The organism is Bacillus luti (assembly GCF_009739945.1).
Taxonomy (GTDB): Bacteria; Bacillota; Bacilli; order Bacillales; family Bacillaceae_G; genus Bacillus_A; species Bacillus_A luti.
In genome coordinates, this window is sequence record NZ_CP040336.1 from 4,266,929 (window position 1) to 4,281,125 (window position 14,197).

The window sequence follows — 14,197 nt, forward strand, 5'->3', positions numbered from 1 at the left end:
TTGAGACCTTCCTTATTTACTGCAACATTTGTAAGAACCTTTTCGTGCGTTCTTCTTTCGGATTTGTAAATACATCTTCTGGTGTCCCTTGTTCGACAACGACACCGCCATCCATGAAAATAACACGGTTCGCAATTTGATGAGCAAAACGCATTTCGTGCGTTACAATGACCATCGTCATACCCTCTTTAGCAAGCTCTTTCATAACCTTTAAAACTTCTTGAACTAGCTCAGGATCAAGCGCTGATGTTGGCTCATCAAATAGTAACACTTCCGGCTCCATCGCAAGCGCGCGAGCAATTCCTACGCGCTGTTGTTGTCCACCTGATAATTGGAATGGATATAAGTCTACTTTATCCGCAAGACCAACTTTTTCAAGGAAATAGTTTGCTTTTTTCTTCGCTTCTTCTTTCCCCATCTTTTTCACTGTAACGAGCCCTTCCATTACATTTTGAAGTGCTGTTAAATGCGGGAATAAGTTATGATGTTGGAACACCATTCCTGTTTGCGTACGAAGATTTACAATATCTTTTTTCGTTACTTTTTTCGAGAAGTCTAGTGATTCCCCGCCAATACGAATCGTGCCCGCATTCGGTGTTTCTAGTACGTTTAAACAACGTAAGAACGTCGTTTTACCAGATCCAGACGGCCCAATAATAACGACAACTTCGCCCTTCTCAACTGTTAAATCTATATGTTTTAGTACGGTATTATCTCCAAAACTTTTTTGTAAGTGCTGAATTGAAATCATAAAAACAAAAACTCCTTTTGTGAAAGGATTATTTTAACGTGTAGCGTTCTGAACGTTTTTCTAACATCTGTTGTACGATTGATAATAAGAAACAAATAACCCAATAAATAAGACCTGCTTCAAAATAAACAATTAAAAATTCATAATTCATTGCCGCAATTTCCTGTGCTTTTCGGAACATTTCTGTTACTAAAATTAATGATGCTAATGAAGTATCTTTCACTAAGCTAATAAATGTATTCGAAAGCGGCGGAATAGATACGCGCGTTGCTTGTGGTAAAATAACGCGTTTTAATGCTTGCGGGTATGTCATCCCAATTGTGTAAGCTGCTTCCCACTGTCCTTTCGGAATAGAAAGGATCGAAGCACGAATAATTTCTGATGCATATGCACCAACGTTTAATGAAAATCCAATAACTGCTGCTGTATACGGCTCAACCTCAATATTAAGAGTTGGAAGACCATAGAAAATAATAAATAATTGTACAAGAAGTGGTGTTCCGCGAATGATAGATACATAGATACGAGCAATCCATTGTAAAATACGACTACCTGAAATACGTGCAAGTGCTGTTAACGTCGCAAGTATAATCCCGATAATAAACGTAATAAGCGTTAATGGAATTGTTGTAAAAACAGCTTCCTTCAGCATAGGCATGAAGGAAGACTGCATAATATCTATCCAAGTAGACAGTCGATCTGAAACCAACGCACTACTTAGATACATTTTCACCGAACCATTTTTTCGCTATTTTGTCGTACGTACCATCTTTTTTCATATCTTCTAACGCTTTATCTACTTCTTGTACAAGCTTATCGCTACCTTTACGGAATAAGAATCCACTTTGTGAAGCTTCTTTTTCTGTATCTACAATTTTAATTTTTGCATCTTTTTTCGTTTCTAAATAGTTTAATACTGATAATTTGTCATTGATTGTGAAATCAACGCGACCCGTATTCAATAATTCTGCCGCTTGGCTAAAGCCTTCTACATTCTCAATATTCGCACCGTTTTTCTTCGCGATATCCGCATAGTTACTTGTTAAAGATTGCGCTCCTTTTAAACCTTTCACATCAGCAAATGTAGCAGGTTTATCTTTATCTTTTGCAATAACTAATACCGCTGAAGATGAAACGTATGGTTTAGAGAAATCATATTTCTTTTGACGGTCTTCACGAATACCAACTTCGTTTGCAACCATATCGAAACGTTTCGCATCTAATCCTGCAAGTAAGCTATCCCATTGCGTTTCTTTAAATACAGGTTTTACACCTAAACGTTTTGCAACTTCTTCTGCTAATTCAACATCAAATCCAGTTAATTTATTGCTTGAATCATGGAATGTGAACGGTGGGTATGTACCTTCTGTTCCAATTACAAGTTCTCCACTTTGTTTAATCTTTTGTAATGCGTCTTGACTAGCTGTATCTTTTTTCTCTTCTTTACCGCAGCCAGCTACAATCCCGATCGCTAATGTAGTTACTGCAAGCACTGAAAATAATTTTTTCATGATAGTAATCCTCCAAGTATTCTGATAGGAATTTAAAAACTATATTGATTGTATGCAATCTTGAACAATTTTTCAATGAAAATGTTCTTATTTAGTTTATCCTTTTTCTTCATAATCAAACAAAATGGAAAAATAACGCTACATACAAAAAATAAGTAACATTTTTTAATATAGCATTTATTGTAGGAAAGGTAAAATAATACTTCTTATTTAACCGATTGTAATTTATAGAAGAACCGATATGTTCATCAATACAAAAAGAACTTGCGAAAATCGCAAGTTCTTCTCTATTAAGCACTTTGATTGCCTTCCATTTGCGTTTTATACATATCATAATAACGCCCGCGCTTTTTCATTAGTTCATCATGAGAACCTTTTTCCAATATTGTTCCTCTATCGAGTACAATAATTTGATCTGCGCTTTTAATTGTTGAAAGACGGTGCGCGATAATAAATGTCGTTCTTCCTTTTTTCACAACTTCCAGCGCTTGTTGAATCATCGCCTCTGTTTCTGTATCAATACTAGACGTTGCTTCATCTAAAATTAAAATGGCTGGGTCAAAAGCGAGAGCCCTAGCAAACGATATAAGCTGACGCTCTCCAGTGGAAAGCGTACTACCCTTTTCTGTAATTTCTTCATTTATATTGTTTGCAAATTTCTCAGCACCAACATCACGCAATGCTTTTACGATACGCTCGTTTGAAATTTTTTCGTTCTCTAAACTTACATTAGATGCAACGGTTCCGCTAAATAAAAATGGATCTTGTAATACAATCCCCATATGCTCACGAATAGCTTGTTTTGGCATCTCTTTTATATCGTGTCCATCAATCGTAAGCTTCCCTTTTTCAAATTCATAAAACTGAAAGAGTACATTCATAATTGAACTTTTCCCCGATCCTGTATGACCGACAAGTGCAACCGTCTCCCCTTGTTTCGCTTCAAATGAAATGTTTTTTAACACTTCATCTTTTCCATTATAAGAAAACGACACATTATCAAACTTCACATTTCCTTGTAAACGAGACATACGTTCTTCTTCTACTGCCTCTCCCTTTTCCTCTAACAATTCAAAAACACGCTCGGATGCAACGCGCGCTTGTTCCAAGTTCGCAAGCTGATTCACCATATTCGTAATTGGCGAAAACAATCTTGTTAAATAATCGACGAACGCATACAGTACCCCAAGTGAAATAATACCTGTAGCACTCAATGACGCACCGCCGAAATACCAAATCACACCTGTGAATGCAATATTTCTTAATACAGACACCAAATTATGCGAAGTCGCTGCATTTAAATTTAAAATTTTATTTTGATATTTAAAGTAATCGCCATTTAATTCTTCAAACTCTTTTTTCGTTTCATGCTCTTGACGGAACGCTTGAATAATTGGCATACCTTGAATCGATTCATTTACTGTTCCGTTAATATCAGATAGACGGGAACGCATTTTATGATTATAGACGGACGCATACTTTCTATAAAGAATCGCCCAAACAATTAAAATCGGGATAATTAATAAACATAACGACGCAAGCTTCACATCGAGTAAAAATAGCGCTGCAAAAATCCCGATAATGTAAATAATACTCGAAACGAATGTGGCCAACACCGTTACATACAAATCACGAATGGCCTCTGTATCATTCGTTACGCGCGAAACAATTTTCCCCGCCGGTAAATGATCAAAGTACCGAATCGGCAACGTTTGAATATGAGAGAAGACGTCTTCCCTCATAATTTGAATAATTTTATTCGCTGCTTTCTGCAAGAAGAACTGTTTTCCATATGCAAACAATGATACAACTACTAGTAAAGCAAAATAGCCACTACCAAGTAATAATAGACGGTTTATTTCTGGCTTATAAAACGCAAACACTTCTTCCTTCGTTAATGCTTTCGCTTTATACACCTGCACTGCCTTATCGTTTTTAACGGTAATCATATCACCTTTTACAGTACGTGCTCCTTCAATATTCACTTTATTTGGTACAAAGTAATATTGAAAACCGACTTGCATCACGCGCACTTCTTTTCCTTTTGTCTCACCTTTTTCAAAACGATCACTTCGCTTATAAAAAGCACCATTATACGAAACAGCCTCTTCACTCTTTTCTGTTTCATACCAAGGTTTCTCTATCCCAACGATATGATCGTCAATCATCGTTTTAGCGACGAAAGGACCGGCAAGCTCTGCGATGACGAAAATAAATAACATTAGCATCGCTGCAAAAATCGTCCCTTTCACTTTCATCGCATATTGAAACAATCGTTTTGAAACGCTCATATTTTCACCCCACTATCCGCACTTTCACTTTCCCCTTGTTGTCTTTCAAATTGCTCAGCATACCAGCCATTATTTCGAAGAAGCTGATCATGCGTACCCTCTTCCATTACTCCACCTTCATCCATAACGAGAATCCAATCCGCATGCTGCACTGCAGATAAACGGTGCGTCGTAATAATCGTCGTCTTTCCGCTTCTTTCCGTTCTTATATTTTCAATAATGGCTGCTTCCGTACGAGCATCAACAGCTGATAAAGAATCATCTAAAATTAAAATTTCTGGATTTTGAATTACAGCTCGCGCAATCGAAATCCTTTGTTTTTGCCCTCCTGATAAAGAAACACCTTTCTCTCCAACGAGCGTTTCTAATCCTTCTGGTAAAAACTCTAAATCCTTTTTAAACGCTGCAATTTCAATCGCCTTCTGTAGTTCTTGTTCCGTCGCTTCCCTATTCCCGAATAAAATATTTTCTCTCGCTGTTTTTGAGAATAAAATATGTTCCTGCGGTACATATCCAATCCACCCGAGTACATTTTCATTCGTCATTTTATCTAATGTCACATCAGAGACTGCAATATCCCCATCTCCAAGTGGATATTGACGAAGAAGCTGACGTACGAGCGTCGTTTTTCCGCTTCCTGTTTTCCCAACCACTCCAAGCGTTTCTCCTTGTTTTAATGTAAACGAAACCTTCTTTAAATTTGTTTCAGTTGATGAAGGATATGAAAAGGTAACGTCATCAAACTGAATATAATCCGGCTCTTGTACAAGCTTTGGATTTTTCGGATCCTTAACATCCGGTTCATACGCTAATGTTTCATTCACACGGTCGAGCGACGCATTTCCTCTTTGCATAACATTGATTAATTCACCAATTGCAAACATCGGCCAAATCATCATCCCTAAATACACGTTAAACGAAACAAGTTCACCAAGTGTTACCTTTGATTGAAATACAAGATACGCACCATACACTAAACCGATTAAATAACTAAGCCCGACAAGCATTTTCACAGTTGGTTGGAATAATGCATCGATTCTTGCTACCTTCATATTTTTTTCGTAGACATCATCTCCTAAATGATGAAACCTTTCCTGATCTGCGTTCTCTTGCACATACGCACGAATAACGCGCACGCCGGCAATCGATTCCAGTACTTTATCGTTCATATCACCGAACGCATCTTGCGCAACTGTAAATCTTTCGTGCAATTTCTTCCCATATATATTCATTGCATATGCCATAATCGGAAGCGGTATAAGTGCCGCAAATGTAAGCTCCCAACTGATTGTAAACCCCATCATAAAGACAATCGTAAGCATATATAAACTAGAATCTACGAGCGTTAATATACCAAAACCAGCTGTCATAGCGATTGCTTTCAAATCATTTGTCGCTCTCGCCATTAAATCGCCAGTACGATTTTTTTGATAAAACGTCGGTGACATCTTAAGTAAATGCCCCATAAATTTAGAACGCATCGTTTTTTCAAGTACGAATGCACCACCAAACAATTGATGTTGCCAAACGAAAGTGAGGCCATATCCAACTATCGTAACCCCTATTAAAATAAGAATAGACTGTATAATTGCTTCGTTCGATAACGTTCCTGTTTTTATATTATCTATCGTAACCCCTAACACTTTCGGGGGGATGACTTCAACTATATTCACAATTAAAAGAGCCCCAATGGCGATACTATATCTCTTCCAATGCTCCCTAAAAAACCATTTTAACTTTAGTAATACTGACAACAATGTAACCTCTCCCTTCTCGTTCTCGTTTGCCTCTCATTGCGTTATCCACTATCTAAACCCATCACATTTACATTTCGTAAGCCATACAGTCTCATCACATTTTTCCACCTTCCCAAATTTTATTTAGTAACGCGTGGAAAATAAACAAAAAAAAGCATACCGTCGCTTGACGATATGCACAAAAATGCATAAAAGCGTACGTTACGATATACGCAACGTACGCTTTTTATAAGACAAAGATGCCTTATATATCCGTACGGGTTGCGTAATGATATGAATGTTTTCTGCCATTTAACAGAGCTAAACTCACTACATTTACGATTACAATCATTACGCACACCCCTTTCATTTATTTTCCATTTATAATCTTACAACTTTATTGAGTATTCTGTCAATTATTTTTTTACACATAAAATAAAATACACGAAAATCACAAAAAATGAAGATGGTACATGACATAATAAATCAGTTTGAAATAAGAGAATGTTCTGTAAGAAAGGGCATACAAAATAAAAAAAGAATAAGAAATCGTTTTCACAAACATTTCATTTGAAAAATATTCTCAAACCCCCTACAATCACCTTATACTCACTCTTACAAGTTGCTATTTTAGGAGGACTAATCATGACAACTAGCAATACGTACAAATTTTATTTAAACGGAGAATGGAGAGAAAGCTCTTCAGGAGAAACAATCGAAATCCCATCTCCATACTTACACGAAGTAATTGGACAAGTACAAGCAATTACTCGCGGAGAAGTAGATGAAGCAATTGCATCTGCAAAAGAAGCTCAAAAATCATGGGCAGAAGCTTCTCTACAAGATCGCGCAAAATATTTATATAAATGGGCTGATGAGCTCGTAAATATGCAAGATGAAATTGCCGATATCATTATGAAAGAAGTCGGTAAAGGATATAAAGATGCGAAGAAAGAAGTTGTTCGTACAGCTGACTTCATTCGTTATACTATCGAAGAAGCTTTACATATGCACGGAGAAAGCATGATGGGCGATAGCTTCCCGGGCGGTACAAAATCTAAACTTGCGATTATCCAACGTGCACCACTCGGTGTTGTATTAGCAATCGCACCATTTAACTACCCAGTAAACTTATCTGCTGCAAAACTTGCACCAGCATTAATTATGGGTAACGCTGTTATTTTCAAACCTGCAACTCAAGGTGCAATTAGCGGTATTAAAATGGTTGAAGCACTTCATAAAGCTGGCCTTCCAAAAGGTCTTGTAAACGTAGCTACAGGACGCGGTTCTGTAATTGGTGACTACTTAGTAGAGCATGCTGGCATCAATATGGTATCGTTCACAGGTGGTACAAACACAGGTAAACATTTAGCGAAAAAAGCTGCAATGATTCCACTTGTATTAGAACTTGGTGGTAAAGACCCTGGTATCGTTCGTGAAGATGCTGACTTACAAGATGCTGCAAACCATATCGTAAGCGGTGCATTCTCTTACTCTGGTCAACGTTGTACAGCTATTAAACGTGTACTTGTACACGAAAACGTAGCGGACGAGCTTGTTAGCTTATTAAAAGCGCAAGTAGCTGAGCTATCAGTTGGATCTCCAGAACAAGACAGCACAATCGTTCCATTAATCGACGACAAATCTGCTGACTTCGTTCAAGGTTTAGTTGACGATGCTGTAGAAAAAGGTGCTACAATCGTTATCGGTAACAAACGTGAGCGTAACTTAATTTACCCAACATTAATCGACTACGTAACAGAAGAAATGAAAGTTGCTTGGGAAGAGCCATTCGGCCCAATCCTTCCAATCATCCGTGTTTCTTCAGATGAGCAAGCAATTGAAATTGCTAACAAATCAGAGTTCGGCTTACAAGCAAGTGTCTTCACAAAAGACATTAACAAAGCATTTGCAATTGCTAACAAAATCGAAACTGGTTCTGTTCAAATTAACGGACGCACAGAGCGCGGCCCTGACCACTTCCCATTCATCGGTGTAAAAGGTTCAGGTATGGGCGCACAAGGTATTCGTAAGAGCCTTGAGTCTATGACACGTGAAAAAGTAACTGTATTAAACTTAGTTTAATCTTATATGTAGAAGCTGATCTAGTTTTAGATCAGCTTCTTTTTATACAATTTAGTTCACGAGTTGTTTCTCCATAGGTAAATTCACATATTCTACAGAAATTTGATACCCTAGCCATCTCTCAGCAATATGTTCAAATGAAGAAACAGAGCCTGTTGTAAAAAAACGATGCTTCGGATTCAAATTGTCAGACAGGATTCCTTTGTGCTGTAAAATTGTGCTTAACTCTATCGCTGTTTCTTCTGCAGAACTAATAATCGTTACACCCTCTCCTAGTTCCTCTTTAATATAAGACTCTAAAAGTGGATAATGCGTACATCCGAGAATTAACGTATCTATATCTTCTTTCGTTAATGGCAGTAAAGCTTGTTTCACTTGCTGCGTTACATATGCTATATCTTCTAATTGATTTTCTACAACTGTAGCTAAAGTCGGACACGCGTGACTATGCACTTCCAAATATGTATCAAGCTCGTGTAATGCTTTTTCATACATATTAGACTGGATCGTACCTACAGTTCCAATTACTCCGATTTTCCCTTTCTTTGTCACTTTAATTGCCGCTCTTGCTCCTGGATGTATAACGCCAATAACCGGAATGGACAGTGCTTCTTGCAGCGCAGTCAATGCAGCTGCTGCACCAGTATTACATGCTACAACTAGAGCTTTTAACGGAAACTGTTTGAGGAATTCAACCATTTCAAATATGAAAGATTGTACCTCCTCTACACTTCTTGGTCCATACGGACAACGCTTATTATCACCAATATAATAAATGCTCTCTTTCGGCAATTGTCTTATAATTTCACTCGCAACTGTTAATCCCCCAACTCCCGAATCTAGCACACCTATTACGGAACTTTTATGACCTGTAGACATATACTTCATCCCCTTCTCAATCTTCTAGCCCTCATAATATTTATTATATTATGAAAATTCGATATTACATAATAATCCCTCTCTCTTTTAATCACAAACTCTTCTCTATAATCTGATTATTACTATATCCATTGACGTATAAAAATTCATTTGTTACTCTTAAATACGTTAATTTAATATTTAAATCCTCATTCGTATCTCGGTGAGGTAGAGGTTGCAATCATTAAGAGTATCATTTCAGGAGATGTAGTGGCATTGATGAAGAAATGAGAAAGGAATGGTTGCCGAAGTAAGTCGTGTCCACCATGCACGCTTGCTGGGTCTGCATTTAATAAGTGCAGAACTGTCACAAACGTTTCGTTTGTGGAGAGCTATCGAGAGGTATGTCGTGGGTTTCTTATAAGATAGAAAGCATGTAGCGGCAAATTACGTGCTTTTTTTGTTTTGTTTGGGACTTCTCTTCTCTACTAAGAAGACATACATATCTCCTCGCTTGACTTGGTTATACTAACTTTGGAGGTATTTTCTATGCAACAAAAAAAATGGGGCTTTTGGGTACTAACAGCTTTCGTTGTCGGTAACATGGTTGGCGCTGGGATTTTCATGGTGCCAAGTACGTTAGCACAAACAGCAAGCCCTCTCGGTGTCACTTTAGCTTGGTTAACAACAGGGTTTGGTGTTTTAATGCTAGCTCTTGTTTTCGGTAATTTAGCAATTCGTCGTCCTGACTTAACGACAGGACCACAAAGTCATGCATATGCTTTATTCTCATCACCAAAAAAGAAAAAAATGGCTGGTTTCAGTATGGTATGGGGATATTGGGTTGCAAACTGGGCAAGTAACGTTGCCATTATTACATCTTTTGCGGGATATTTATCACTCTTCTTCCCGATCATGAAAGATACACGACTACTATTTTCAATCGGTTCTTTCAACATAGAAGTCGGAAAACTAATTACATTTACTATTTGTTCCATCTTACTATGGGGAACTCATATTATATTAACAAACGGTGTAAGCGGAGCTGGAAAACTAAACTTCTTAGCAACAACAACGAAAGTAACTGGATTCCTTTTATTCATCGTCGTTACTTTATTCGCATTTGAAGCTTCTAAGTTTGGACAATGGTACACACCGATGGTCGATAAATCAGGTGTATCACACGGCCTTCTTTCACAAGTAAACTTAGCCGCTCTTACAACACTTTGGGCATTTATCGGCATTGAATCAGCCGTTCTTTTATCAAATCGTGCTACTTCTCCAAAAACAGTAAAACGTGCAACAGTTGCAGGATTACTAATTACAGTTGCCATTTACTTAGGAATTACGATTTTAACAATGGGTGTGCTTCACGTTGATAAATTACAAGCTTCTGAACGTCCATTAGCGGATGCATTAAATGCTGCAATGGGTCATGGCGGCGGGAAATTGATGGCATTACTTGCTCTTACTTCCCTATTCGGTTCTATCTTAGGCTGGATTTTATTAAGCTCAGAAGTGCCTTATCAAGCAGCAAAAGAAGGTTTCTTCCCTTCCTTCTTTGCAAAAACAAATAAAAAAGGAAGTCCAATTTACTCATTACGACTAACAAACATTATGTCGCAAGTGTTCTTATTCTCAACATTATCAGGAACCATTGCGGAAGCTTATACATTCGTTATTACCGTCTCGACTTTAGCTTATCTCATTCCATATCTCGTTTCGCCAATCTTCCAGTTAAAACTAGTTGCAACTGGTGAAACGTATAAAAATGAAATGCGGGCAAGAATTACAGATGGTATAGTCGCAGTTATCGCACTTTGTTACGCACTATGGGTTATTAAAACGGGTGCATCCGATATTAAAACGTTCCTTCTCGGAATTGGTTTATTCGTAATCGGTTTTGCCTTCTATCCATTAATGAATCGTGATCAGAAAAAAAATAACGAAAAGAAAAACGAGCAAGTTGCATAACGCAATTTGCTCGTTTTTTCTTTTGTAAAACATATATAATAGAACAAAGAGGTGAAAAACATGTCAATCGAATCACTATGGAGCAGTCGCTTCCAACAACATATTCAAAATATCATTACATACTTTGCACGTATGATTAACGGTTTACTATATAGCTTTATCTTTATTTCATGCGTTGGCGCATACTACTATGCTCAGTTTCTAAAAGCATCTCCTTCTAAAGGAATATCTTTACTACTCATCACGATTGTACTTACATTCATTATAACGAGATGCTCGATCCGTACATTTATTCAAAAACCTGATGCTGTCTATTTGCTTGCATTAGAAGAGAAACTAACATCTTATTTTAAAAAGTCTCTTCTATATAATTACATCATTCAGCTTTTCCCATTATTATTTACGTTCCTTATTCTCGTTCCACTTGCCCTGCAATCATTACAAGTAACGGTACCTTTCTTATGTACAATCTTTATCGTTTTAATGATTACGAAAGCTTGGAATATGTACATACATTGGATGTGGCGTGATAGTCACGAAAAAAGCATATGGCTTATCACTCGTCTTATTTGTAACGCACTCATTATTTACATGCTGTTTTATACAGCAAATGTAATCGTGTTAGGCGGATTACTTTTACTTCTCGCTTTCCTATTTCTATATACGAAAAAACAACCTACAAAACGAATACCGTGGGACTACATAATCGAGCAAGAAGAAAAAATGGACATACGCTTTTATCAATTTGCGAGCATCTTCACCGATGTACCGCAACTAAAAAAACAAGTAAATAGCAGAAAATGGCTTACGAATTGGATTGAACCTTTATTACATAAAAAACGAGCAACTTTCTTCTATTTACATACACTAGCATTTTTACGCGGAAATGATTATTTCGGTATATATACTCGCTTAGGGTTAATCGGTGCTTTCGCCTTATATTTTGTTCCGAATATATATGTAAAAGGTGCTATCGCTTATATCGTCCTATATATGATTTCTATGCAGCTTCGCTCTCTGTGGAAATATTTTTCGGGAAATATTATTGTAGCATTATATCCGATTGGTACTGAGAAACGAATGAAGCAATTTCTTCACTTAATTTTCATATTGCTAGTCATTCAATTAGCTGTATTTTCAGTTGTTATACTTGTTTCTACAGGACAAATTCTACATAGTCTTATCATTATGATTGCCGGGTTACTATGGATCAAATTTATTATTGTACCAAAAACAAAAAAACGGATTTCCTCATTTTAACGTAAAAGAGGCTGTATACAACAGCCTCTTTTCTCGTCCTAAAATTTCTTATCACTATTCATAGGCACTTCTCATATAGTGAAAATGACTATACAATTCCACTCCATACGTTAAACAATGATTTCACACATACAAATAAAAAAAGATGGGAGCCCTACTATGAACAACACTCCACCTTCAACGCCCCAAAGTTCAGCAGCAACGAATAAGCGTGAAGTGACCTTACAAACATTACGCGTCGTCGGACTTATTGTACTTATTAGCGGCTACATATTGGTCGCGCTTTCTGAAGTAGGAACGTTAAAAACCCTTTTACTACAACCGAGCACCACCCCAAATTTAGCTGACGTTGATCCGTTTTAATAATTATATAAAAAGCGATCCTAGTTCGTTCGCTTTTTATATAATTTATCCAATCTGAGAAACATTCCGTTCATCCTGATACTTCTCTTTCCCTATCGCCTTCATAAATAATAAAATACTGCTCATACCAACGATAAAGTACAGAGCACTCATGCCCCAAGATGCAAGAAATGAACCTAGCATAACACCTAATGCTCCATTCATTTTTGCAAATTGAAAGACCATCCCATTAATCGCCATATAAGAACCTCTCGCCTCGTTTGGCACCATATCTGCCATAATAGATTGACGCACTGGCACATACATCATCTCGCCTACCGTTTGGAAAATCCCTGCCATTAATAAAATCCATAAACTATTGCTCGTTCCGAGTATTGTAAATCCAATTGTATAAATGAATAAGCCTACATATAATATTTTCAAATCGTTGAAGCTTTTCAGCATTTTAATAAGAAGCGCTGAACATAACACAACTAAAATTGTATTCTCTGCAGAAATCCAGCTCAGCATGCGAATACCTGTTAAATCAAACGTGAAACCATTACCGAAGAAAAAGTGAACCGTTTCAAATTCCTTCTGCAAGCGAACGCCTAAATAATTATTAATTTGAAACTCTAACGATAATGTACATATACTTGCCAAACAAAAAATTAAAAACGCCCTATCTTTCATCACAACTTTATAACTATCTGCCATATCTTTTAACACATTTTTCTTTTCTACTGTTTTGCGCGCTACATACACTTCTTCCATATATACAGCCATCACATATAAAGTAATAACGGCAACAAGCGTTAACACGATAAACAGTTGTAATCTATAGTTCTCAAATAGTAATCCTCCAAATATCGCTCCAATCGCAATCGATAAATTAATAGCCCAGTAATTAATGCTGTACATCACTTTTCGATTTTCAGGTGTACTCACATCAATTAACATTGCCTCTGTCGCTGGGTTCATAAGTCCAGATCCTAAACTATTCACTAACATAAACACAAATGTTAACCACGGAGAATCTACATAATCTGAGTTTGCAATCCCCATACAAGCAATGGAAACGACTTGTATACTTTGTCCAATAATCATCACCTTTTTACGACCGAGCCGATCCCCAACATACCCACCATATAAACCAATAATTAATGAAGCTAACACATTGATTAGCAATAAAGCACCCGCAAGCGCACTACCTAACTTGATTGAAAAATAAATCGCCATAAATGGAAAAATCATTGTGGACACAGTACGTGTTAAAAACGAAGTTATAATTCTAATTTTTATATTTCGATGCATACTCCAAAATCCCATTGTTTCCCCCTCCTTATGCTTACTTATTTTACTTTGAAAAAGAGGAAGAAAAAGGTTAGA

Annotated in this window: 11 protein-coding genes and 1 riboswitch; of the genes, 4 read left to right on the plus strand and 7 right to left on the minus strand. The window is 37.0% G+C overall.

Annotated features, from left to right (window positions below):
• Positions 1-16: 16 nt before the first annotated feature.
• The 5 genes from EUC40_RS21600 to EUC40_RS21620 all read right to left on the minus strand — a co-directional run bounded on the left by EUC40_RS21600 (position 17) and on the right by EUC40_RS21620 (position 6,310).
• A complete protein-coding gene (locus EUC40_RS21600; RefSeq protein WP_156576564.1) occupies positions 17-751 on the minus strand; it encodes an amino acid ABC transporter ATP-binding protein in 735 nt (244 codons plus the stop codon).
• Positions 752-779: 28 nt separating this feature from the next.
• Positions 780-1,478: an amino acid ABC transporter permease gene (locus tag EUC40_RS21605; protein WP_000281495.1), complete on the minus strand. Its 699-nt coding sequence runs from the start codon at positions 1,476-1,478 to the stop codon at positions 780-782.
• On the minus strand, positions 1,465-2,262 hold the full coding sequence (locus EUC40_RS21610; protein WP_000732849.1) for an amino acid ABC transporter substrate-binding protein: 798 nt from the start codon (positions 2,260-2,262) through the stop codon (positions 1,465-1,467). The genes EUC40_RS21605 and EUC40_RS21610 overlap by 14 nt, the downstream gene beginning before the upstream one ends.
• 290 nt (positions 2,263-2,552) lie before the next feature.
• Entirely contained in the window at positions 2,553-4,553 is a 2,001-nt protein-coding gene (locus EUC40_RS21615) for an ABC transporter ATP-binding protein (protein WP_156576565.1), read from the minus strand.
• Positions 4,550-6,310, minus strand: coding sequence for an ABC transporter ATP-binding protein (locus EUC40_RS21620; RefSeq protein WP_071711034.1), 1,761 nt, complete (start codon positions 6,308-6,310; stop codon positions 4,550-4,552). The genes EUC40_RS21615 and EUC40_RS21620 overlap by 4 nt, the downstream gene beginning before the upstream one ends.
• A gap of 624 nt (positions 6,311-6,934) precedes the next feature.
• Here EUC40_RS21620 and gapN point away from each other — a divergent pair.
• Positions 6,935-8,374 (plus strand): NADP-dependent glyceraldehyde-3-phosphate dehydrogenase, encoded by a 1,440-nt coding sequence (gene gapN, locus EUC40_RS21625; protein WP_156576566.1) that lies wholly within the window; start codon positions 6,935-6,937, stop codon positions 8,372-8,374.
• A gap of 51 nt (positions 8,375-8,425) precedes the next feature.
• Here gapN and racE read toward each other — a convergent pair whose 3' ends face one another.
• Positions 8,426-9,253, minus strand: a complete 828-nt coding sequence (gene racE, locus EUC40_RS21630) for a glutamate racemase (RefSeq protein ID WP_156576567.1) — start codon at positions 9,251-9,253, stop codon at positions 8,426-8,428.
• A 200-nt stretch (positions 9,254-9,453) separates the two neighbouring features.
• Positions 9,454-9,635, plus strand: a riboswitch (Lysine riboswitch).
• Positions 9,636-9,781: 146 nt separating this feature from the next.
• Between racE and EUC40_RS21635 the strand changes: the two genes are divergently transcribed.
• The 3 genes from EUC40_RS21635 to EUC40_RS21645 all read left to right on the plus strand — a co-directional run bounded on the left by EUC40_RS21635 (position 9,782) and on the right by EUC40_RS21645 (position 12,829).
• Positions 9,782-11,206, plus strand: coding sequence for an amino acid permease (locus tag EUC40_RS21635; RefSeq protein ID WP_071711038.1), 1,425 nt, complete (start codon positions 9,782-9,784; stop codon positions 11,204-11,206).
• Positions 11,207-11,266: 60 nt separating this feature from the next.
• Positions 11,267-12,466, plus strand: a complete 1,200-nt coding sequence (locus tag EUC40_RS21640) for an ABC transporter permease (protein WP_156576568.1) — start codon at positions 11,267-11,269, stop codon at positions 12,464-12,466.
• 159 nt (positions 12,467-12,625) lie between these two features.
• The gene (locus EUC40_RS21645; protein ID WP_156576569.1) at positions 12,626-12,829 is read left to right on the plus strand and encodes a hypothetical protein; all 204 of its coding nucleotides are present in this window, start codon (positions 12,626-12,628) and stop codon (positions 12,827-12,829) included.
• A gap of 45 nt (positions 12,830-12,874) precedes the next feature.
• On the opposite strand, the gene EUC40_RS21650 is transcribed toward EUC40_RS21645, so the two are convergent.
• The gene (locus EUC40_RS21650; RefSeq protein WP_156576570.1) at positions 12,875-14,137 is read right to left on the minus strand and encodes an MDR family MFS transporter; all 1,263 of its coding nucleotides are present in this window, start codon (positions 14,135-14,137) and stop codon (positions 12,875-12,877) included.
• Between the last annotated feature and the right edge of the window lie 60 nt (positions 14,138-14,197).